18 protein-coding genes are annotated in these 21,420 nt (G+C 70.5%); 8 read left to right on the top strand and 10 right to left on the bottom strand.

Features of this window, described 5'->3' with window-relative positions; genetic code table 11:
* Nucleotides 1-70: 70 nt before the first annotated feature.
* Nucleotides 71-973, top strand: coding sequence for an LLM class flavin-dependent oxidoreductase (locus AB0412_RS15835; RefSeq protein ID WP_366403128.1), 903 nt, complete (start codon nt 71-73; stop codon nt 971-973).
* A gap of 101 nt (nt 974-1,074) precedes the next feature.
* Nucleotides 1,075-1,962: an HAD family hydrolase gene (locus tag AB0412_RS15830; protein ID WP_366403127.1), complete on the top strand. Its 888-nt coding sequence runs from the start codon at nt 1,075-1,077 to the stop codon at nt 1,960-1,962.
* A 10-nt stretch (nt 1,963-1,972) separates the two neighbouring features.
* Here the strand turns inward: AB0412_RS15830 and AB0412_RS15825 are convergent, their stop codons facing one another.
* From AB0412_RS15825 to AB0412_RS15810, 4 genes are all read right to left on the bottom strand, one after another.
* Entirely contained in the window at nt 1,973-3,025 is a 1,053-nt protein-coding gene (locus AB0412_RS15825; RefSeq protein WP_366403126.1) for a M23 family metallopeptidase, read from the bottom strand.
* A gap of 117 nt (nt 3,026-3,142) precedes the next feature.
* Nucleotides 3,143-6,655: a thiol reductant ABC exporter subunit CydD gene (cydD, locus tag AB0412_RS15820; RefSeq protein WP_366403125.1), complete on the bottom strand. Its 3,513-nt coding sequence runs from the start codon at nt 6,653-6,655 to the stop codon at nt 3,143-3,145.
* A gap of 12 nt (nt 6,656-6,667) precedes the next feature.
* Nucleotides 6,668-7,672, bottom strand: a complete 1,005-nt coding sequence (gene cydB, locus AB0412_RS15815) for a cytochrome d ubiquinol oxidase subunit II (protein ID WP_366403124.1) — start codon at nt 7,670-7,672, stop codon at nt 6,668-6,670.
* Between the two features lie 20 nt (nt 7,673-7,692).
* Nucleotides 7,693-9,198: a cytochrome ubiquinol oxidase subunit I gene (locus AB0412_RS15810; RefSeq protein WP_366403123.1), complete on the bottom strand. Its 1,506-nt coding sequence runs from the start codon at nt 9,196-9,198 to the stop codon at nt 7,693-7,695.
* 141 nt (nt 9,199-9,339) lie between these two features.
* Between AB0412_RS15810 and AB0412_RS15805 the strand changes: the two genes are divergently transcribed.
* Nucleotides 9,340-9,720, top strand: coding sequence for a cyclophilin-like fold protein (locus tag AB0412_RS15805; RefSeq protein ID WP_366403122.1), 381 nt, complete (start codon nt 9,340-9,342; stop codon nt 9,718-9,720).
* Between the two features lie 31 nt (nt 9,721-9,751).
* Here AB0412_RS15805 and hisC read toward each other — a convergent pair whose 3' ends face one another.
* Nucleotides 9,752-10,831 carry a histidinol-phosphate transaminase gene (gene hisC / locus AB0412_RS15800; RefSeq protein ID WP_366403121.1) on the bottom strand — a complete coding sequence of 360 codons (1,080 nt, stop codon included), beginning with the start codon at nt 10,829-10,831 and terminating at the stop codon, nt 9,752-9,754.
* 441 nt (nt 10,832-11,272) lie between these two features.
* Here hisC and AB0412_RS15795 point away from each other — a divergent pair, with 441 nt between their 5' ends.
* The 3 genes from AB0412_RS15795 to AB0412_RS15785 all read left to right on the top strand — a co-directional run bounded on the left by AB0412_RS15795 (nt 11,273) and on the right by AB0412_RS15785 (nt 14,910).
* Nucleotides 11,273-12,385 carry a LacI family DNA-binding transcriptional regulator gene (locus tag AB0412_RS15795; RefSeq protein ID WP_366403120.1) on the top strand — a complete coding sequence of 371 codons (1,113 nt, stop codon included), beginning with the start codon at nt 11,273-11,275 and terminating at the stop codon, nt 12,383-12,385.
* Nucleotides 12,386-12,759: 374 nt separating this feature from the next.
* A complete protein-coding gene (locus tag AB0412_RS15790) occupies nt 12,760-13,851 on the top strand; it encodes a metallophosphoesterase (RefSeq protein ID WP_366403119.1) in 1,092 nt (363 codons plus the stop codon).
* Nucleotides 13,852-14,034: 183 nt separating this feature from the next.
* Nucleotides 14,035-14,910: a hypothetical protein gene (locus AB0412_RS15785; protein ID WP_366403118.1), complete on the top strand. Its 876-nt coding sequence runs from the start codon at nt 14,035-14,037 to the stop codon at nt 14,908-14,910.
* Between the two features lie 104 nt (nt 14,911-15,014).
* Here the strand turns inward: AB0412_RS15785 and thiC are convergent, their stop codons facing one another.
* Entirely contained in the window at nt 15,015-16,811 is a 1,797-nt protein-coding gene (gene thiC, locus AB0412_RS15780) for a phosphomethylpyrimidine synthase ThiC (RefSeq protein WP_366403117.1), read from the bottom strand.
* 255 nt (nt 16,812-17,066) lie between these two features.
* Here thiC and AB0412_RS15775 point away from each other — a divergent pair, with 255 nt between their 5' ends.
* Nucleotides 17,067-18,440 carry a YibE/F family protein gene (locus AB0412_RS15775; protein WP_366403116.1) on the top strand — a complete coding sequence of 458 codons (1,374 nt, stop codon included), beginning with the start codon at nt 17,067-17,069 and terminating at the stop codon, nt 18,438-18,440.
* A 260-nt stretch (nt 18,441-18,700) separates the two neighbouring features.
* On the opposite strand, the gene AB0412_RS15770 is transcribed toward AB0412_RS15775, so the two are convergent.
* The 4 genes from AB0412_RS15770 to AB0412_RS15755 form a co-directional block, all read right to left on the bottom strand.
* Nucleotides 18,701-19,135 carry an SsgA family sporulation/cell division regulator gene (locus AB0412_RS15770; RefSeq protein WP_366403115.1) on the bottom strand — a complete coding sequence of 145 codons (435 nt, stop codon included), beginning with the start codon at nt 19,133-19,135 and terminating at the stop codon, nt 18,701-18,703.
* 99 nt (nt 19,136-19,234) lie between these two features.
* Complete coding sequence (locus AB0412_RS15765) at nt 19,235-19,969, bottom strand: IclR family transcriptional regulator C-terminal domain-containing protein (RefSeq protein WP_366403193.1); 735 nt, start codon at nt 19,967-19,969, stop codon at nt 19,235-19,237.
* Between the two features lie 330 nt (nt 19,970-20,299).
* A complete protein-coding gene (locus tag AB0412_RS15760; protein ID WP_261680467.1) occupies nt 20,300-20,512 on the bottom strand; it encodes a DUF5326 family protein in 213 nt (70 codons plus the stop codon).
* 149 nt (nt 20,513-20,661) lie between these two features.
* Entirely contained in the window at nt 20,662-20,979 is a 318-nt protein-coding gene (locus AB0412_RS15755; protein WP_260824887.1) for a cupin domain-containing protein, read from the bottom strand.
* A gap of 59 nt (nt 20,980-21,038) precedes the next feature.
* On the opposite strand from AB0412_RS15755, the gene AB0412_RS15750 reads away from it, so the two are divergent.
* Complete coding sequence (locus tag AB0412_RS15750; RefSeq protein ID WP_366403114.1) at nt 21,039-21,416, top strand: phage holin family protein; 378 nt, start codon at nt 21,039-21,041, stop codon at nt 21,414-21,416.
* Nucleotides 21,417-21,420 lie beyond the last annotated feature (4 nt).

Genomic DNA, 21,420 nt, shown 5'->3' with positions numbered 1-21,420 from the left:
GCGCTGATCGTTCCCGCGGGCGCGCTGATCGTTTCACGTGAAACGGGGGGCGGCGCATAGGCTCGGTGCCATGAGTCTGCGCCTGAGCACCGTGATCCTCCCCTACCGTCGCTGGCACGAGGGAAGCCGCTCGGCCTGGGTGCGAGCCGAGGAGCTCGGCTTCCACGCCGGCTACACCTACGACCACCTGTCCTGGCGCAGTTTCCGGGACGGTCCGTGGTTCGGCGCCGTCCCCACCCTGACCGCCGCGGCGGGCGTGACGGACCGGATGCGGCTCGGCACCCTCGTGACCTCGCCGAACTTCCGTCATCCGGTGACCCTCGCCAAGGAGCTCATCTCCCTCGACGACATCTCCGGCGGACGCATCACGCTCGGCATAGGGGCGGGCGGCACCGGCTTCGACGCCACCGCGCTCGGCCAGGAGCCGTGGACCCCTCGCGAGCGGGCCGACCGCTTCGCCGAGTTCGTCGCGCTGCTCGACCGGCTGCTCACCCAGGACGCCGTGTCGTTCGAGGGCGACCACTACGCGGCGCACGAGGCGCGCAACATCCCGGGCTGTGTGCAGCGGCCCAGGCTGCCGTTCGCCGTGGCCGCCACCGGACCGCGCGGGCTGCGCCTCGCCGCACGGTACGGACAGGCCTGGGTGACCACGGGCGACCCGAAGCTGTACGAGAACGGGACTCCCGAGCAGTCGGTCCAGGCCATCCGCGGGCAGGCGGAGAGGCTGGCCGACGCCTGCGCCGAGATCGGGCGGGACAGTGGCGAGCTGGACAAGATCCTGCTCACCGGGTTCACCCCGGACCGGAGCCGCCCGCTGGAGTCCCTGGACGCGTTCGTCGACTTCGCGGGGCGGCACGCCGAGCTGGGCATCACCGAGATCGTGGTCCACTGGCCCATCCCGGACTCGGATTTCGCCGCGGACCAGAAGGTCTTCGAGCGGATCGCGATGGAGGCGCCGGCGCAGCTCCGGTGAGCCGGGCTCCTGGCGGGTCGAGCATGGGCGGCGCAGGGGATCCCTCGGGTGACGGGGGTGACCACTCAGATGTGCGGAGTGCCGCACGGCCGTGCGGGCATATGCGGGACAATGGCCGGGTGACCTCAGCGACCCGACAGCCCGTGACCCCGGCCGCCGCCACTCCTCCGCGGCTCATCGCCACCGACCTCGACGGCACGCTGCTGCGCGACGACAAGTCGGTGTCCCCGCGCACCGTCGCCGCGCTGGCCGCCGCCGAGGAGGCGGGCATCGAGGTCTTCTTCGTCACCGGCCGCCCCGCCCGCTGGATGGACGTCGTCAGCGACCACGTCCACGGCCACGGGCTGGCCATCTGCGGCAACGGCGCCGCGGTCGTCGACCTGCACGGCGGCCCCGGCGAGCACCGCTTCGTGAAGGTGCGGGAGCTCGCCCGGGAGAACGCCCTGGACGCCGTGCGGCTGCTGCGCGAGGCCGCACCCGGCACGGTGTACGCCGTGGAGCAGACCTACGGCTTCAACCAGGAGCCGGCGTATCCGAAGCTGCACATGGAGATCCCGGACACCCTCGCCCCGGCCGAGGACCTGCTGGCCCCGGACGCGCCCACCGCCGACGAGCCGGTGCTCAAGATCCTCGCCTACCACCCCGAGCTGGACCCCGACGCCTTCCTCACCCTGGCCCGGATAGCCATCGGCGACCGGGCCAACGTCACCCGCTCCAGCCCCAGCGCGCTGCTGGAGATCAGCGGCCCGGACGTGTCCAAGGCCAGCACCCTCGCCCTGTGCTGCGCCGAGCGCGGAATCTCGCACGAGGAGGTCGTCGCGTTCGGGGACATGCCCAACGACGTCGAGATGCTGACCTGGGCGGGCCGGTCCTACGCGATGGGCAACGCCCACCCGGACGTCATCGCCGCCGCCTCGGGGCGCACGGTCGCCAACAACGACGACGGTGTGGCCGTGGTGATCGAGCAGCTGCTGGCGGAACGCCCGTAGCCCCGGCCGCTCAGAGCGGCACGCCGCGCTGCGCCAGCCACGACACCGGATTCACCGCCGAGCCCATCTCCGGGGTGACCCGCACCTCGAAGTGCAGGTGCGGCCCGGTGGAGTTGCCGCTGGTCCCGGACTGCCCGATCCACTGCCCCGGCGTGACGTGCTCGCCCTGGTCGACGGCGACGGAGGCGAGGTGGGCGTACTGGGTGTAGTAGCCGCCCGCGTGCTCGATCACGATCTCGATGCCGAAGGCCCCACCGCAGGACACCTTCACCACCTTCCCGGTGCCCACCGCCCGCACCGGTGTGCCGATCGGCACCGCGAAGTCCTGCCCGGTGTGCCGGTTCGCCCACCGCGCCCCGCCGCTGCCGTAGGACGCGGACAGCTCGTACGTCTCCACCGGGGCCACCCAGGGGTTGGCGAAGTGCGTCCGCGGCTGGTCGAGCCGGACCGCGCCGCGGCAGGACCCGGCCGTGACCGAGGCGTCCGCCTGGCCCTGGAGTTTCCAGCGCGCCGTCTCGAGCCTCTGCTCGATGTCGCGTTTCAGATCCGCGAGCTGCTGGTTGCGCTCCTCGAGCTTCTTCCACGCCGCCGCGGCCCTCGCCTCGTCCCGGGCGAGCCGTGACTCGGCCCGCGCGCTCTTCTCCAGCGCGTTGTCGAGGGCCAGGTTCGCCTGGGAGAAGACGCGCTGTCCCCGCATCAGTTCCTCGGGGTCGTCGGCGAGGATCATGTGCGCGGTGAGCGGCAGCCCGCCGCCACTGCGGTACTGGGACCGTGCGAGCCGCCCGAGGTCCTTGCGCAGGACGGCGATCTCCCGCCGCTCACGGTCGAGCAGTTTCTCCAGCCGCTGCGCCTCGGCCCGCTGCTTCCCGGCCGCCCGCTGTCCCGCCTGATACTGGCGGGTCGCGGCCGCCGCCTCCTCGTACAACCGGGCCACCTCGGCGCTGACGCCGGTGCCGGAGCCGTGGCCGGGGGCGTGTGCGCCGTCGCTGGGCCGGGCGGCGAGCACGGCGAGCGCGCACAGCAGCACGGTGACGAGCAGCGGATGGCGACGGGTGAGACGCATGACAGCGATCCTGGACCCCGCCCCGCCGCGCGGTCCTGTTCTGGTCGTGCGCCCGGGGGACGCTGGCCCCCGGATGGACCAGCGATTCGGCCGTACGATCGAGCGACTGAGCCCCCGTCAGCTCGGCCTGCCCGACTGACGGACGGTCACCAACGCATCGGCCCCGGCCTCGCGACGCGCCATCGCCCGCAACGGGCCGTCCACCAGGGCGAGTTCCGTGTACGGCCCGCGCTGCACGACACGACCCTCGTTCAGCACGATCACCTCGTCCACCGCCTCGAGCCCGGCCAGACGATGGGTGATGAGCAGCGTCGTCCGGCCCTCGGTCGCGGCCAGCAGGTCGGCGGTGAGCGCGTCCGCGGTCGGCAGGTCGAGATGCTCCGCCGGTTCGTCGAGCACGAGCACGGGGAAGTCCGCGAGCAGCGCCCTGGCCAGCGCCAGCCGTTGCCGCTGGCCGCCGGACAGCCGCGCCCCGTGCTCGCCGACGAGCGTGTCGAGCCCGTCGGGCAGGGAGTCGGCCCAGTCCAGCAGCCGGGCCCGGGCGAGCGCGTGGCGCAGTTCCTCCTCGGTGGCGTCCCGTCCGGCGAGCAGCAGATTCTCGCGCACGGAGCTGTCGAAGAGGTGCGCGTCCTGCGCACACAGGCCGACCAGCCGTCGTACGTCGTCGCCGTCCATGGCGTACGCGTCGGCACCGGCCAGCGTGTACGAACCCGCGCTCGGGTCCAGGAACCGCAGCAGCACCTGCGCGAGGGTCGTCTTGCCGGAGCCGGAAGGTCCGACCACCGCGATCCTGCGCCCCTGTTCCAGCGTCAGGTCCAGCCCGGCCAGTGCGTCCCGGTCCTGTCCGGCGTGGCGCGCGGACAGCCCCTTCACCACCAGCGGGAACGGGGAGGCAGGCGCCGGCCGGGGCCGCTCCGGCTCCCGCACCGGCACGGGGGCGTCGAGCACCTCGTGCACGCGCTCGGCGCTCTTGCGCACCCGCTGCCGGTACTGCACGGCGAGCGGCATGCCGAGCACGGCCTCGAAGGCGGCCAGGGGAGTGAGCACGACGACGGCCAGCGTCACACCGTCCAGCCGGCCGGCGGCCACCGCCTGGACCCCGACGAGTGCCGCCAGCGTCACGGTGAGACCGGAGATCAGTGCGGTGAGCCCGTCACCGAGGGCGGTCGCGGTCGCGGCGCGCGACGCGATGCGGGTGAGGGTGCCGTCGGCCCGCCGTGCCTCGGCGGCCCGCGCGGGCAGAGCACCGGCGACGGTCAGCTCCGCGGTGCCGGTGAGCAGATCGGTGACCCGGGTCGCGAGGGCGCCGCGCGCCGGCGCCAGCCGGCGTTCGGCGCGTCGGGCCACGGCCCCGGTGAGCAGCGGGACGCCGGCGCCCGCGGCGATCAGTCCGGCCGCGAGCACGGCCCCGGCCTCCGGCAGCAGCCAGGCCGTGAATCCGACGGACAGGGCGGAGACGACGACGGCCGCGCCGGTGGGCAGCAGCCACCGCAGCCAGTAGTCCTGCAGCGCGTCCACATCCGCGACCAGCCGGGAGAGCAGGTCGCCGCGGCGTGTTTTGCGCAGCCCGGCGGGTGCCAGCCGTTCCAGCCGCCGGTACACGGCGACCCTGGTGTCGGCCAGCATCCGCAGCACCGCGTCGTGCGACACGAGCCGCTCGGCGTACCGGAACACCGCCCGGCCGATGCCGAAGGCCCTGGTCGCGGTCACGGCCACCATCAGATGGAGTACGGGCGGCTGCTGCGAGGCGCGCGAGATGAGCCACCCGGACGTCGCCATCAGCCCCACGGCACTGCCCAGCGCGAGACTGCCCAGCACCAGCGCGAGCGCAAGGCGTCCGCGGCGGGCTCCGGACATGGCCCGGACGCGGGCGAGAACACCGCCCGGACCGTGCGGTGCGACCGGCTCCGCGGGCGTCCCGTCCAGCGCGGGCCCGGCCTCCTGAACGTGCGCGAGAGCCCCGGCCTCCTTCTGCACGAGGGCGGTGCGGCCGTCGGAGCCCGGCTCCGCGAGCCGCACCACCCGGTCGGCGACCGCGAGCAGCGCCGGCCGGTGCACCACCATCAGCACGGTCCGCCCGGCCGCCAGCCGTCCGACCGCTGACACGATCTCGGCCTCGGTGGCGCCGTCCAGCGCGGCTGTCGGCTCGTCGAGCAGCAGCACGGGCCGGTCGGCGAGGAACGCCCGGGCCAGCGCGAGGCGTTGCCGCTGCCCCGCGGACAGTCCCGCCCCCTCCTCGCCGAGCCGGGTGTCGAGGCCCTCGGGCAGCGCGGACACGAAGTCCAGCGCCCCGGCGTCCCGCAGCGCACGCCGCACGGCGTCGTCGTCCGCGTCCGGCCGCGCCAGCCGCACGTTGTCGGCGACCGTCCCGGCGAACAGGTGCGGCCGCTGCGGCACCCAGGCGATACGGCGGTGCCACTCGGCCAGGTCGAGACCGGCGAGATCGGCTCCCCCGACCCGTACGCGACCCTCATCGGGCCGCACGAAGCCCAGCAGCACGTTCAGCAGCGTCGACTTGCCCGCCCCGCTCGGCCCGACCAGCGCGACCGTCTCCCCGGGCTCCAACGCGAAGGACACGTCCTTCACGGCGTCCGACGAGCGGCCGGGGTAGCGGACCGTGACACCTTCGAAGGCCACGACGCCCGACGGCACCGCTCCGCCCGTCCGCGCCGGTGCGGGAGTCTCCAGGACGGCGAAGATGTCCTCGGCGGCGGCGAGACCCTCCGCCGCCGCGTGGTACTGGGCACCGACCTGTCGCAGCGGCAGATACGCCTCGGGCGCGAGAATCAGGATGACCAGACCGATGTACAGGTCCATGTCGCCGTGCACGAGCCGCATGCCGATCGTCACCGCCACCAGCGCCACCGACAGGGTGGCGAGGAGCTCCAGCGCGAAGGCGGAGATGAAGGCGATCCGCAGTGTCCGCATGGTCGCCCGCCGGTACTCGGCGGTGATCCGTCGGATCGACTCCGCCTGTGCCTTGGCCCGCCCGAACACCTTCAGCGTCGGCAGCCCGGCGACCACGTCCAGGAAGTGCCCCGACAGCCGGGAGAGCAGCTGCCACTGACGGTCCATCCGGGACTGGGTGGCCCAGCCGATCAGCACCATGAAGACCGGGATGAGCGGCAGGGTGCCGACGATGATGGCGGCCGACACCCAGTCCTCGGTGACGATCCGGGCCAGCACGGCCACCGGAACGACCACGGCAAGACCCAGCTGGGGGAGATAGCGCGAGAAGTAGCCGTCGAGGGCGTCGATACCCCGGGTCGCCAGGGCGACCAGCGAACCGGTCCGCTGTCCGGCCAGCCACCCGGGTCCCAGTGCCGTCGCCCGCTCGAGCAGCCGCCCGCGCAGTTCGGACTTCACGGCGGCACTCGCCCGGTGCGCGGCCAGCTCGGTCAGCCAGCCGACGAGCGCCCGGCCGACCGCCACGACAGCCAGCAGCACCAGGGGAGTGCCGAGATCGCCGGCGGTCCGGCCGTGCTCGAAGGCGCCCACCACCACCTCGGCGATGAGCATGGCCTGGGCGATGACCAGACCGGCGCCCACGGCCCCCAGGCCGACCACCGCGACAAGGAAGAAGCGGGTGGCACGGGCGTGGCGAAGCAGGCGCGGGTCGATCGGTTTCACGTGAAACACCCCTCAGTGCACGGGGTCGGCGATGTGCTGGGTGCCGATCCGCTTGCGGAAGACCCAGTACGTCCAGCCCTGGTAGAGCAGGACGACCGGGGTGGCGATCACGGCGAGCCAGGTCATGATCTTCAGGGTGTAGGGGCTGGAGGAGGCGTTGGTGACGGTCAGGCTCCAGTCCGCGTCCAGGGTGGACGGCATGACGTTCGGGAACAGCGTCAGGAAGAGCATCGCCACGGCGGCCACGATGCTGACGCCGGAGAACGTGAACGACCACCCCTCGCGCCCCGCCCGGTTCGCCATCAGGGCGGCGACGAGGGCGGCCACCGCGGCCACCATCGCGACCAGGCTCGCGCCGTCCCCCTGGTCGGCCTGCGTCCAGAGCAGGAAGGCGAGCGCCAGGACGGCGGTGACCAGACCCACGCGGGTGGCCGTCGTCCGCGCCCGCTCCCGGATCTCGCCGACCGTCTTGAGCGCCGTGAACACCGCCCCGTGGAAGGTGAACAGGGTCAGGGTGACCAGGCCGCCGAGCAGCGCGTACGGGTTGAGCAGCTCCCAGACGTTCCCGACGTACTCGAAGTCCGCGTCGATCTTCACCCCGCGCACGATGTTCCCGAAGGCCACGCCCCACAGGAACGCCGGGATCAGCGAGGTCCAGAAGATCGCGGTCTCCCACCTGCGCTGCCAGTTCTCCTCGGGCCGCTTCGCCCGGTACTCGAAGGCGACACCCCGGATGATCAGGCACACCAGGATGGCGAGCAAGGGCAGGTAGAAGCCGGAGAACAGGGTGGCGTACCACTCGGGGAAGGCGGCGAAGGTCGCTCCGCCGGCGGTGAGCAGCCACACCTCGTTGCCGTCCCAGACGGGCCCGATGGTGTTGATGAGCACCCGCTTCTCGGCCCGGTCGCGGGCGAGCAGCCGGGTGAGGATCCCGACCCCGAAGTCGAAGCCCTCCAGGAAGAAGTAGCCGGTCCACAGGACCGCGATCAGGACGAACCAGACGTCGTGCAGTTCCATGACGGTGCAGCTCCCTCGGCCTAGTACGAGAAGGCCATCGGCTTGTCGGCGTCACGGAGATCGCCGCCGAGCTTCGTGGGCGGGTTGAGGTCGTTCTCGGTGAGCTCGGGCGGGCCCGCCTTGACGTACTTGGCGAGCAGCTTGACCTCGATGACGGCGAGGGCGGCGTACAGGGCGGTGAAGACGGACATGGAGGTGATGACCTCGGCCGTGGAGACGCCGGGGGAGACGGCGTCCCGGGTCTGCATCACGCCGTAGACGACCCAGGGCTGACGGCCCATCTCGGTGAAGATCCAGCCCCAGGAGTTGGCGATCAGCGGGAACGCCATCGTCCACAGCGCCAGCAGCCAGTACAGGCGGCTGAGCCTCGCGCCGAGCGGCTTCTTCAGCAGCACCAGATGCGGCACCTCGTCCTCTCCGGTGCGCAGGGCGGCCGGCAGCAGGAACTTCTTCCGTGTCAGCCACAGCCCCAGCAGGCCGAGGGAGAAGGACGCCATGCCGAAGCCGATCATCCAGCGGAAGCCCCAGTAGGCGACGGGGACGATGGGCTTGTAGTCACCGGGCCCGAACTTCTCCTGGAGTGCCTCATTGGTGTCGTTGATGCCGGGCACGTACGACTCGAAGTCGCTGTGGGCGAGGAAGGACAGCAGGCCCGGAATCTCCAGCGCGACCTTGTTGTGCCCCTTGTCGACGTCCCCGTACGCGAACACGGAGAAGGGCGCCGGCTCCTCGCCGTCCCACAGGGCCTCGGCGGCGGCCATCTTCATCGGCTGCTGCTCGTACATGACCTTGCCGAGGGTGTCCCCGCTGATCGCGGTGAACAGGCCGCCGACCGCCAGGGTGACCAGGCCGAGGCGCAGCGAGGTCCGCATCACCGGGATGTGCTTCTTGCGCATCAGGTGGAAGGCCGCGATGCCGACCATGAACGCGCCACCGGTCAGGAAGGCCGCCGAGAAGCTGTGGAAGACCTGGTTGAGGGTGGTGTTCTGGGTGAGCACCAGCCAGAAGTCGGTGAGCTCGGCGCGGCCCTTCTCCTCGTTGATGCGGTAGCCGACCGGGTGCTGCATCCAGGAGTTGGCCGCGAGGATGAAGTACGCCGACAGCAGGGTGCCGATCGAGACCATCCAGATGCAGGCCAGGTGGATCTTCTTGGGCAGCTTGTCCCAGCCGAAGATCCACAGGCCGATGAACGTGGACTCGAAGAAGAAGGCGATCAGCGCCTCGAAGGCGAGCGGGGCGCCGAAGACGTCACCGACGAACCGCGAGTAGTCGGACCAGTTCATGCCGAACTGGAACTCCTGCACGATGCCGGTGACCACACCCATGGCGATGTTGATCAGAAAGAGCTTGCCCCAGAACTTGGTCGCCCTGAGGTACTTCTCCTTCTCCGTGCGCACCCACGCGGTCTGCAGCCCGGCGGTGAGGGCGGCCAGCGAGATCGTCAGGGGAACGAAGAGGAAGTGGTAGACGGTCGTGATGCCGAACTGCCATCGCGCCAGGGTCTCAGGCGCCAGAGCCAGGTCCACGTCGTCACTCCTTACCCGCGCTTGTGAACGCGTTCACATTCACAAGCAATTATGACCTACCGTTTTTCGCACCGGGAAGGGGGGTCCCTTGTGACGTCAACCCCTTGGCAAGAACTTCAACAGACTGTTGAATTCACGGCCATGAGTACACGCATACGCATCTCATGGCCCGCGGGGCACCTCACCGCGACCCTCTCCGACACCCCCACGACACAGGCCTTGGTCAAGGCGCTGCCCCTCGCCTCCACCGCCCGGACCTGGGGCGAGGAGGTGTACTTCGACACAGGTGTGGCTGTTTCACGTGAAACGGATGCCGAACAGATCGTCGAGCCCGGCACGGTCGCCTTCTGGACCGACGGTGACGCCCTTGCCCTCCCCTACGGGCCCACGCCGATCTCCCGCGGCGACGAGTGCCGCCTGGCGAGCCCGTGCAACATCCTGGGCCGGATCGACGAGGACCCTCGTCTGCTCGCGACCGTCCGCGACGGCGACCCGATACGCGTGGAGCCGGCCGACGACTGAGTCGCCGGCCGGCTGCGTGATCTCCGCCGGACTAGAACTCCTTGCGGAAGTCTTCCGCCACCTTCAGGAAGATGTCGTTCGCCTCGGCCTCTCCGACCGTGACCCGCACACCCTCGCCGGGGAACGGCCGGATCACCACGCCCGCCTGCTCACATGCCTGAGCGAACGCGACCGTCCGCTCCCCCAGCCGCAGCCACACGAAGTTGGCCTGAGTCTCGGGCACGGTCCATCCCTGGGCCCGCAGCCCGTCCATCACGCGGTTGCGCTCACACACCAGCGAGCCGACCCGGCCGATGAGTTCGTCCTCGGCCCGCAGTGAGGCGATCGCCGCGTCCTGCGCGATCTGGCTCACGCCGAACGGCACCGCCGTCTTGCGCAGCGCTGCCGCCACCGGCTCATGAGCGATCGCGAATCCGACCCGCAGCCCCGCCAGGCCGTAGGCCTTGGAGAAGGTCCGCAGCACACAGACGTTGGGCCGCTCACGGTAGATCTCGACACCGTCCGGCACCTCGGGGTCCCGGATGAACTCCCGGTAAGCCTCGTCGAGCACCACGAGGACATCACCGGGCACCCGGTCGAGGAAGCGCTCCAGCTCGGCCCGCCGCACCACCGTGCCGGTCGGGTTGTTGGGGTTGCAGACGAAGATCAGCCGCGTCCGGTCGGTGATCGCCGCCGCCATGGCGTCCAGGTCGTGCACATCACCCGGGGTCAGCGGCACCTGCACGGACGTGGCGCCGCTGATCTGCGTGATGATCGGGTACGCCTCGAAGGACCGCCAGGCGTAGATCACCTCGTCACCCGGGCCGGAGGTGGCCTGCAGCAGCTGCTGGGCGACACCGACCGAGCCGGTGCCGGTGGCCAGGTGCGACGCGGGAACGGCGAAGCGCTCGGACAGCTCGGCCATCAGGGCCGTACAGGCCATGTCCGGGTAGCGGTTGAAGGACGAGGCGGCGGCCGTGACGGTCTCCATCACGCCCGGGAGCGGCGGATAGGGGTTCTCGTTGGAGGACAGCTTGTAGGCCACCGGCCCACCGGCCGCCGCCGGCTTGCCCGGCTTGTACGTGGGGATCCCCTCCAGCTCGGCGCGCAGCTTGGGGCTCGTCTCGCTCACCGCAGTCCTCCTCGAGAAGACCGGCGGCCCATGACCGCCGCCGACATCAATACTGCTCACCTTATGAGGATTCCGTGCGGCTGCGTAGAGCGGCGGCGAGGACATGGAGCCGTGGTCTCGTCCGCCCCAGGGGCAACAAGGGCAACATCACCCGTAGGCGCACGAAAGGCGTGCGCTGCGGGGGCGCGTCGCACATATATCTACGCGCCGGTGGCTCGCGCCGTAGCGCGCATCACCCGTGCAGGTGAGTTGAGACCTCTTCGCAACATCACCCCCTCGGCAGGCCCGCATGCGCCGACACGCCAGGTACTGGCATGGGAGCGCTCAACACCCTTGCTATCCAAGGGAATTCAGTGCTTTTGATCATGCAGAAACGTGCCTGTCAACGCGTGCATATGCGTCCGCCCTACCCCACCGCATGAGCCCTACTATCGGCTCGCCATGACAGCAGCAGGGAAGCACCAGGTGAGCCGCGCGGAAACCTCACGCCGAGGCAGCCGGCCGGGTCGAGCGGGCATCAGGGACGTGGCCGCCGCCGCCGGAGTCTCCATCACAACCGTCTCCGACGCCCTCAACGGCAAGGGCCGGCTCCCGGACGCCACCCGCCGGCATGTCCGCGAGGTCGCCGACAGACTGGGCTACCGTCCCTCGGCCGCCGCCCGTACGCTCCGTACCGGCAAATCGGGACTCATCGGCCTGACGGTGACGACGTACGGGGATGAACCTTTCACCTTCACCGAGTTCGCGTACTTCGCCGAGATGGCGCGCGCCGCCACCTCCGCCGCGCTCGCCCGCGGCTACGCCCTCGTCATCCTGCCCGCGACCTCGCGCCACGACGTGTGGTCCAACGTCGCCCTGGACGGCACGGTCGTCATCGACCCCTCCGACCAGGACCCGGTCGTCAGCGAACTGGTCCGGCAGGGCTTACCGGTCGTCTCCGACGGACGCCCGGCCGGTGCGCTGCCGGTCACGGCCTGGGTCGACAACGACCACGAAGCCGCGGTCCTCGGCATCCTCGACCACCTCGCCGACGCCGGCGCCCGCCGCATCGGCCTGCTGACCGGGACCACCACCGACACCTACACCCATCTGTCGACCACCGCGTATCTGCGCTGGTGCGAGCGCGTCGGCCAGGACCCGGTGTACGAGGCCTATCCGGCCCACGACCCGTGCGCCGGCGCCGTCGCCGCCGACCGGCTGCTCGCCCGCCCCGACCGCCCCGACGCCGTCTACGGCCTGTTCGACCCGAACGGCACCGACCTGCTCGCCGCCGCCCGCCGCTACGGACTGCGCGTCCCGGAGGACCTGCTGCTCGTCTGCTGCAGCGAGTCCACGGTCTACGCCAACACCGAGCCGCCCATCACCACGCTCTCCCTCAAGCCGCGCCGCATCGGCACGGCGGTCGTCCAGCTGCTGATCGACGCCATCGAGGGAGTCGAGTCCGACCACCCGGTGGAACAGGTGATACCGACCGAGCTGATCGTGCGCACCTCGTCCCAGCGGCGTCCCCCACGGACGACGGTCAGCCCGCCGAGGTCGCCGGAAGGCGCCTGACCCCGGGCTGCGGCGGAAGAACGGCGACGGGCTCCCGGAGGGGTGGAGCCCCTCGCGCCCTCGGCCCGCCTCACGCAGCGGAGCCGTCGCCTCCGGAGAGTGAAGCGGCAGCGCTTCTGCGCCACCCCTCCGGGCGAAAACGGGACGGTCGCCCGAAGAAGACGGGCCGCTCGCGCACGGAACGAGCGAGGCGAGGATGCCCGTATGGCGGTCGAAGCCCGGCCCAATCGGGGCGAAAGCCGCGGTGAACTGGAGTCTTGCTCCGATTCACCACCCCTGGGACATCACATGGCGCGATCCGCATTCCTATGATGGGCCCACGACACCGCGGGCCGCTGCGACCAGGCAGTCCGATGCGGTGCAGATGCGGCGCGATGGTGGAGGGGTCGATGACTCAGGGGGCCGGTCAGGGACCCGAGGTGGAGCGGACGGCGACGTTGCGCGACTTCCGGGTACCCGCGTACGTCCACGAGACCGGTCCGTACGTCCACAGCACCCACCCCGGCGACGTGGCCCCGGCGCCCGAGGAGACGTACCCGGAGGGATACACGCCCACCCAGCGGGACCTCCCCGTCATCAATCGGGGTGACACTGTTCAGGTGACCGTCGATCCCACGTCCGTCCCCGCCCCGCAGCCGGCCACCGGCCCCGGCCCGCTGTACGTGGTCGGCGACGTCCACGGCTACCTCGACCAGCTGGTGGCCGCCCTTCAGGAGAAGGGCCTCATCGACTCGGCCGGCCAGTGGTGCGCGGGCACCGCGCGGCTGTGGTTCCTCGGTGACTTCACCGACCGCGGCCCGGACGGCATCGGCGTCATCGATCTCGTGATGCGCCTGTCCGCCGAGGCCGCCGCCGCCGGCGGCTACTGCAAGGCGCTCATGGGCAACCACGAGCTGCTGCTGCTCGGCGCCAAGCGGTTCGGCGACACCCCCGTGAACTCCGGCGCGGGCACCGCCACCTTCCAGGCGGCCTGGCTGCTCAACGGCGGCCAGAAGACCGACATGGACCGCCTCCAGGACCACCACCTGCAGTGGATGGCCCGCCTGGACGCCGTCGAGGAGGTCGACGGCCACCTGCTGCTGCACTCCGACACCACCGCCTACCTCGACTACGGCCGCTCCATCGAAGAGGTCAACGACACGGTCCGCGAGACGCTCACGCGCAACGACGCCGACGAAGTCTGGGACCTGTTCCGCAAGTTCACCAAGCGGTTCTCCTTCCGCGACGAAGGCGGCGCCGACGCGGTGCGCTCCCTTCTGGATACGTACGGCGGCACCCGGGTCGTTCACGGTCACAGCCCCATTCCGTACCTCCTTGGCGAGGTCGGCTCCGAGGACGGGGAGGACGACGCGGGGCCCGTGGTCGAGGGACCGCACGTCTACGCCGACGGATTGGCCATCGCGATGGACGGCGGCGTGACGATGGCCGGAAAGCTGCTGGTCCAGCAACTGCCGCTCGGCATGTGAACGTTCACCGGGCGGTGCTTCCACGGACCGGTTCCGTGGCTGAGGGGCGCCAATTTCGGTAAACCCCCTGTCACCGCGCGCCGTCACCGCTCTACCATCGGCTTATCCGTAGCAGGCTCCCCTCCGTTTCTGCCCGACGGCTCGTCAGCATGCCGAGCCCCAAGCCCTACGGAGCATCGGGGGATGCACATGAACAGCGTTCCGCAGCACCTGTTGAGCGAGGACCGCCAGGAATACGAGCGGATTCTCGATGAGGCGCTGCGCTCCGCACCACACCGTCCGGAACTCGCCGCTGTGGGACAGCGGCTCAACGCCGAACAACTGCGCACCATGGCACTGGGCGCCACCGCGATCATCACGGCGGCCGCGGCGACCGAGTACCAGCACTATGTGAAGGTCCGCGAGGAACTGCGCCGCCCACCGGTGTCGGCCGACCCGGCCGTCCGCGACTCCGGCTCGGCCTCCGCCGAGCACGGCACGAACGCGGTGGGGCTCGCCGGTGCCATGGGCGAGGTCGCCGAGGCCGCCGGGGCGGGCATCGTCGCCGTGGTCGCCGTGCTCGCCCCGGTCCTGGCCGGAACGGCGGCAGCGATCTTCCTGCTCGTCGGCTACGTCCTGCGGATGCTCGACCCGGACGCCGCGTTCGCCCAGACCATGCTCACCACGGGCTGGGTGTTCGGCGCCGTGACGGCGGTCGCCATCCTCGTCGCCGCGATCGGTCTGCTGCTCACCGCGCTGCGCAACAAGCCGTCCGCGCAGGGCGGGCCGTACACGGAGGCCGACGGGGAACTGACTCGTGCCAGGGAAGCCTGGCACGAGGCCCTGCTGGAACGGGGCATCCTGCCGTTCCTGCGGGACGCCCTCGCCGACCCGGGCACGGCCGCCCTGCACCGCACGGCGGCACCGTCCGCCCCGACCAGCCGCATTCCGCATCTCGGCTACGACCGCCCGGGCTTCACCAGCCCCGACGAAGGCCCGGCACGCGGCCCCAGGCCCAGCTATTCCAGCCCGGACTACACCAGCCCGGACTTCGGGGGCCCGGAACACCAGCCGGACTAGCCGGCACAGCGGCAGGAACGAAGGACAGGGCGGCAGGCTCGGGCGAGCGATCGGGCCACCGGCGACCTCCCGCGGGACGTCGCCGGTGGCGCGCGTCGCCGGGGTCAGTCGGCCAGCGGGAGGTACACGCGGTTCCCGGCCGCTGCGAACTCCTTGGACTTCTGAGCCATGCCCTCCTCGATCTCGGCCCGGGTTCCGCCGTGCTCACGGCGGATGTCCTGGGAGATCTTCATCGAGCAGAACTTCGGCCCGCACATCGAGCAGAAGTGGGCCGTCTTGGCCGGCTCCGCCGGCAGGGTCTCGTCGTGGAACTCACGGGCCGTGTCCGGATCGAGGGCCAGGTTGAACTGGTCCTCCCACCGGAACTCGAAGCGGGCGTCGGACAGCGCGTCGTCCCATTCCTGCGCACCCGGGTGGCCCTTGGCGAGGTCCGCGGCGTGCGCGGCGATCTTGTAGGTGATGACGCCGGTCTTGACGTCGTCGCGGTTGGGCAGGCCCAGGTGCTCCTTGGGCGTGACGTAGCAGAGCATCGCCGTGCCCCACCAGGCGATCATCGCGGCGCCGATGCCGGACGTGATGTGGTCGTAGGCCGGGGCAACGTCCGTGGTCAGCGGGCCGAGCGTATAGAACGGAGCCTCATCGCAGATCTCCTGCTGCAGATCGATGTTCTCCTTGATCTTGTGCATCGGGACATGGCCCGGGCCCTCGATCATGGTCTGCACATGGAAACGCTTCGCGATCCGGTTGAGTTCCCCGAGCGTCCTCAACTCAGCGAACTGCGCCTCGTCGTTGGCGTCCGCGATGGAGCCGGGGCGCAGGCCGTCACCGAGCGAGTAGGTGACGTCGTACGCGGCGAGGATCTCGCAGAGCTCCTCGAAGTGCTCGTACAGGAACGATTCCTTGTGGTGTGCGAGGCACCACGCGGCCATGATCGATCCGCCGCGCGAGACGATGCCGGTCTTGCGGTTCGCCGTGAGCGGCACGTACGCCAGCCGCACGCCCGCGTGGACCGTCATGTAGTCGACACCCTGCTCGGCCTGCTCGATGACCGTGTCCTTGTAGATCTCCCAGGTCAGTTCCTCGGCCTTGCCGTCGACCTTCTCCAGGGCCTGGTAGAGCGGCACGGTGCCGATGGGGACGGGGGAGTTGCGCAGGACCCACTCGCGGGTGGTGTGGATGTTGCGTCCGGTGGAGAGGTCCATGACCGTGTCGGCGCCCCAGCGGGTCGCCCAGGTCATCTTCTCCACCTCCTCCTCGATGGAGGACGTCACCGCCGAGTTGCCGATGTTGGCGTTCACCTTCACCAGGAACCGCTTGCCGATGATCATCGGCTCGATCTCCGGGTGGTTGACGTTGGCGGGCAGCACGGCCCGGCCCGCGGCGATCTCCTCGCGGACCACCTCGGGAGAGACGTTCTCCCGGATCGCCACGAACTCCATCTCGGGCGTGATCTCGCCCCGGCGCGCGTAGGCCAGCTGCGTGACCGCCCGGCCGTCACGGCCCCGGCGGGGCTGGCGCGGGCGCCCGGGGAAGACCGCGTCCAGGTTGCGCAGGCCACCACGCGGCGAGGTGTGCTTGATGCCGTCGTCCTCCGGGCGGACGGGACGGCCCGCGTACTCCTCGGTGTCGCCGCGCGCGACGATCCAGTTCTCCCGCAGGGGCGCGAGCCCCCGGCGCACGTCGGTGTCGACGAGCGGATCGGTGTACGGGCCCGATGTGTCGTAGAGCGTGACCGACTGCCCGTTGGTGAGGTGCACCTGACGGACCGGCACCCGCAGGTCGGGGCGGGTGCCCTCGACGTACGCCTTGTGCCAGCCGATGGACTTCCCGGCCTCCGCTCCGACCGACGTCTGCGTCGTGTTCTGCGTGGAGGCAGGCGTGCGTGCGTCCTTGTTGGTCATGAGACCTATCTCCCTACGCCGGCATTACCCGGTAACAGGTTCGGCGGTCGACGCAGCGGTATCCGTCCGCCGACGTCCCGTGTGAAACATCACTCGCGATCGGTGATGTTTCATGTGAAACGTCGCTGGGACGGAGGTCAGCGCCCTCTCAGCCCGGTGCTCCGAGCTCCCGCGTGTACAAAAGGTGCCCCCACGCTAGCGTCAATCCTGGCGCGGTGAACAGAGGGCCCCCTGCGTTCTTGCGATGATCGGTCGGTGAGCCCTACGCAGCATCCCTCGTCCCCACCGCCCGAACCGGCCCCCGGATCCGGCGCCGGAACCGGCCACGTTCATGCGCACGGGCACAGCCACGGCCCGGCCGCCCCCGTCTCGAAACACCTGCGCAAGGTGATCGCGGCGATCCTCATCCCGTTCGCCGCCGCGGTGCTGATCGGTCTCGCCGTGCTCTGGCCCGGCGGTGCGCCGGATCACGAGCGGACCGGCGTCGGTTTCGACCGGCAGACCCAGGAGGCCACGGTCACCGAGGTGGTGGAGGTGAGCTGCAAGGACGTCAACGCCTCCGGCGGCGTCCCGACCGGTGACACCTCCACCGCGGAGGGATCGTCGGCCCAGCAGCAGGCGGACGGCACCTGCAAGAAGGCGACGATCCGGGTCGACACCGGCAAGGACACCGGCCGTACCTTCACCGAGATCGTGCAGCCGGACCAGTCCCGGCAGCTGAGCGAGGGTCAGGAGGTCGTGGTCGCGTACGAGCCCTCCGCGCCCGAGGACCTGCAGTACTCCGTCACCGACGTGAACCGGCGGCTGCCCCTGGCGCTGCTCGCCGGCATCTTCGCGCTGGCGGTGGTGGTCGTGGGACGGCTGCGCGGGCTCATGGCGCTGGTGGCGCTGGCGGTCAGCTTCCTGGTGCTGACCTTCTTCATCCTCCCCGCGATCCTGCAGGGTTCCAACCCGCTGATCGTGGCGGTGGTGGGGGCGAGCGCCATCATGCTGCTCGCGCTGTATCTGTGTCACGGGCTGTCCGCGCGTACCTCCGTGGCGGTGCTCGGCACCCTGATCTCGCTGCTGCTGATCGGCGTTCTCGGCTCGGTCTTCATCGGCTGGGCCGCGCTCACCGGCAACACCGACGACAACACCGGTCTGATCCACGGGCTCTACCCGGAGATCGACATGAGCGGTCTGCTGCTGGCCGGTGTCATCATCGGTTCGCTCGGTGTCCTCGACGATGTGACGGTCACCCAGACCTCGGCGGTCTGGGAGTTGCACGAGGCCAACCCGTCGATGGGCTGGCGCGGGCTGTATCGCGCCGGTATCCGCATCGGCCGGGACCACATCGCCTCCGTGGTCAACACGCTGGTCCTCGCCTACGCGGGCGCGGCGCTGCCGCTGCTGCTGCTGTTCTCCATCGCGCAGAGCGGGGTGGGGACGGTCGCCAACAGCGAACTGGTCGCCGAGGAGATCGTCCGCACGCTGATCGGCTCGATCGGGCTGGTCGCGTCGGTGCCGGTCACCACGGCACTGGCCGCCCTGGTGGTCTCCGCCGACCGTCCGACGGGCGGACGGGAGCCGGCGCAGGGCGAACGGCCGGTGGCGGCACGGGGCGGACGGGGCAGGCGCCGCAAGCACTGAGGGTGGTCCCGGTGACACCGGTCGGCTGTGACGCCGCCGGCGCACCGCGGCACCGGCCGCTCCACGGACCGCCGTAGCACCCCGGAGCCGCTCGGCGGCCTCGCCACCCGGCGGGCCGCTGCCGGCCGGACGCCGCCGAGCCGGCCGCTGCCGCGTGGCCACCTCCCCTGCAGAAGCGTTCCTGCACCGTGACGCGCCGCATGCTGCCGGCGGAACACCCTGACGGATTCCGCCGAGAAGCACTCCACTGGCGTAACGCTTCACCCGGCGCTCTGCTCCGCCAGGATCCGGTCCAGCGCATCGTCGAGATGGGCGTCGAAGTCGGCGAGCGCCCCCTCCTGCCCCAGCGGCACCAGCTTGTCGGTGCGGTCGAGGAAGGCCACGAGCGGTGCCGTGGACGCCCGGAACAGGGCTTGGTCACAGCCCACCTGAAGCCGGATCAGCACCTCGCCCAGCACCTCCGGGTCGACCGGCGAGACGCGCACATCGCCCTCGCCGCACGGCCGGCCGACGCCGTCGATGAGGAGCTCCCGCCCGAACGCCCAGGTCACCGGGGCATCACCCGGAAGATGGAAGGTCAACCGCACGGCATAGGGATCACAGGTGTCGTAGCGCAACTCCACCGGAATGCGGAAGGAGAGCTCCTCGGACACGAGAAAGCTCATCATGACCTCTGCCTGCACGGACTCGCGCATCGCCTACCCCGTCATTCGACGCTGACTGGCCGGGACTGGACCCCTGGACACTGGTGGAATCTTGCTGAACGTACACAGCAGATCACAAGGAGTGAGTTTTCAGATACTGATAGAGAGCGCGAGCGACCCGAGCAGGGCCCCCGCCTCCGCCTGCAATCGCTGTGCCGTGGGGAGCAGACGATCGGCCTGATGTGCGGGCAGGGAGATGGCCATCGTCGCGGCCGTGCTGCCGACCGTGATGGGGATCGCCGCGCAGACCGTGCCCACGGCGTACTCCTGCCGTTCGATCACCAGATCCATGCGCCGGGTCCGCTCCAGCCGACGGAGGAGACTGTGGCTGTCCCGGACCGTGTACGGCGTGAGGGGCTGCACCGGGTAACGGTCGAGGTGGTCGCGACGGGCCCGCTCGTCGAGCTGGGACAGCAGACACTGCCCGATCGCGTGCGCGTGGCCGGTCTCCCGGAAGTCCGCCCACTCCTCGACCGCCGGGGTGCCTGGGGCGTCCGAGACGCACATGACGGTGATCTCGCCGTCGCGGTACACCGCGTAGTACAGGGGCACGCCGATCGCGTCCCGCCAGCGGGCGAAGGCGTCGACCAGCGTGCTGCGACGTTTCTGCTGCGCTCCGGCCGCGCTCAGCCGCTCGGCCGCCTCGCCGAGGAAGAACAGCCCTTTGTCCCGCCGCAGATAGCCTTCGTGCACCAGGGTGCGCAGCAGGTGGTAGGTCGTGGGAAGCGCCAGCCCCGTCTCGCGGGCCAGCTGCTTGGCCGGGGCGCCGTACGCGTGCCCGGCGACCGATTCCAGCAGACGCATCGCACGCTGGACGGAGCCGATGAGCGTCGCGGTGGGCGCCGGTGCCGGGCAGCCCGGAGAGGCCGGTGCGGGGCGGTCCGGGGAGTGAGGCTGCGCGGGGACGGTGGACAGCTGTGTGGGGGAGGTCGGTGAGGGGGCGGTTTCAGCCGTGGCCAAGGGTTACTCCCGATGCGAGGGGGCAGCCCGTGCGGAGGAACACGGGTGGGGGACGGATGCCGCTCGCGGGGATCGCCCCGCGTCGAGTTCCGGACTCTAACCGCCTGTCACCGCCACCGGACGGCCTGTCGGGAAACTTCCCCCGCCCGAGGGAACCGGTGATCCCTGTTACCGCTCACCGGTCCCTCGGCGTGCTCACCAGTCGCCGCGTGACGACGAACTCGACGTGAACTTCCGTACGACGTAGATGAGTCCGCCGACCAGGGCGACGAACACCAGCACCTTGAACAGCAGCCCGATCACGAAGCCGACCACGCTCGCTATCAGCCCGCCGAACACGACCAGGGCGATGACCGGCACCGCGATCCACTTCACCCACCACGGCAGTCCCGTGAAGATCTCTCGCATCGCCCTCGTCCTTACCTCTCCGCCCGTCACGTCCCGGGTTGTGTCGATGATGTTCCGCCTTCGATGCTAGGGCGGCGCAGGGCCCGGCGGGCGTCCCGGATCCCTTGTCCTCCCCTGACCGATCCCCTAGGGAACCCGGAGACGAAGCCTCAGCTCTCGGGCGGAGAGAACACCACCAGCACCCGCAGGTCCTCGCTGATGTGGTGGAACTTGTGGGCGACGCCGGCCGGTACGTAGACCACGCTGCCGCGCGCCACCTGCGTGGTCTCCATCCCCACGGTGATCGCGGCCCGGCCGCTGACGACGAAGTAGACCTCGTCCTGGTTGTGCGGCTTCTGCGGATCCTGCTCGCCCGCGTCCAGGGCGTAGAGGCCGACCGACATGTTCCGCTCCCGCAGGAACTGAAGGTACGCACCCTCGTTGGCGGCTCGCTCCGCCTCCAGTTCGTCCAGCCGGAATGCCTTCATAGCCCTGTCCGCCCCTGCCTCACTGCTCATGTCCGACGGTGTCTGCCACGATCAGACACATGACGAATTTCCTAGTCAAGACGATCGCCAACGCGGGCGCCCTGGCGGTCGCGGTGTGGCTGCTCGACAAGATCACCCTGACCGGTGACAGCACGGGCAAGCAGGCCGGCACCCTGATACTCGTTGCGCTGATCTTCGGCCTGGTGAACTTCCTGGTCAAGCCGATCGTGAACCTCCTGAGCCTGCCCCTGCTCATCCTGACGCTCGGCCTGTTCACCCTGGTGGTGAACGCGCTGATGCTGCTGCTCACCTCCTGGCTGGCCGACCAGCTCGACCTCAGCTTCCACGTCGAGGGATTCTGGACCGCCGTGCTGGGCGGCCTGATCATCTCGGTGGTCTCCTGGGCGCTCAACGTCGTCCTGCCCGACGGGGACTGATCTC

Source organism: Streptomyces sp. NPDC052012, assembly GCF_040689265.1.
GTDB lineage: Bacteria > Actinomycetota > Actinomycetes > Streptomycetales > Streptomycetaceae > Streptomyces.
The sequence above is the reverse complement of the archived record's forward strand: the minus strand, read 5'-3'. Positions and strand labels throughout refer to the sequence as shown.

What these genes read in the sequence shown, in the direction of transcription:
- AB0412_RS15835 (WP_366403128.1), top strand. Translation starts at nt 71, where the DNA reads ATGAGTCTGCGCCTGAGCACCGTGATCCTCCCCTACCGTCGCTGGCAC.
- thiC (WP_366403117.1), bottom strand. Translation starts at nt 16,811, where the DNA reads ATGACCAACAAGGACGCACGCACGCCTGCCTCCACGCAGAACACGACG.
- AB0412_RS15760 (WP_261680467.1), bottom strand. Translation starts at nt 20,512, where the DNA reads ATGCGAGAGATCTTCACGGGACTGCCGTGGTGGGTGAAGTGGATCGCG.
- AB0412_RS15750 (WP_366403114.1), top strand. Translation starts at nt 21,039, where the DNA reads ATGACGAATTTCCTAGTCAAGACGATCGCCAACGCGGGCGCCCTGGCG.
- AB0412_RS15790 (WP_366403119.1), top strand. Translation starts at nt 12,760, where the DNA reads ATGGTGGAGGGGTCGATGACTCAGGGGGCCGGTCAGGGACCCGAGGTG.
- cydB (WP_366403124.1), bottom strand. Translation starts at nt 7,672, where the DNA reads ATGGAACTGCACGACGTCTGGTTCGTCCTGATCGCGGTCCTGTGGACC.
- AB0412_RS15830 (WP_366403127.1), top strand. Translation starts at nt 1,075, where the DNA reads ATGCGGGACAATGGCCGGGTGACCTCAGCGACCCGACAGCCCGTGACC.
- AB0412_RS15755 (WP_260824887.1), bottom strand. Translation starts at nt 20,979, where the DNA reads ATGAAGGCATTCCGGCTGGACGAACTGGAGGCGGAGCGAGCCGCCAAC.
- AB0412_RS15825 (WP_366403126.1), bottom strand. Translation starts at nt 3,025, where the DNA reads ATGCGTCTCACCCGTCGCCATCCGCTGCTCGTCACCGTGCTGCTGTGC.
- AB0412_RS15795 (WP_366403120.1), top strand. Translation starts at nt 11,273, where the DNA reads ATGACAGCAGCAGGGAAGCACCAGGTGAGCCGCGCGGAAACCTCACGC.
- AB0412_RS15805 (WP_366403122.1), top strand. Translation starts at nt 9,340, where the DNA reads ATGAGTACACGCATACGCATCTCATGGCCCGCGGGGCACCTCACCGCG.
- AB0412_RS15785 (WP_366403118.1), top strand. Translation starts at nt 14,035, where the DNA reads ATGCACATGAACAGCGTTCCGCAGCACCTGTTGAGCGAGGACCGCCAG.
- AB0412_RS15770 (WP_366403115.1), bottom strand. Translation starts at nt 19,135, where the DNA reads ATGCGCGAGTCCGTGCAGGCAGAGGTCATGATGAGCTTTCTCGTGTCC.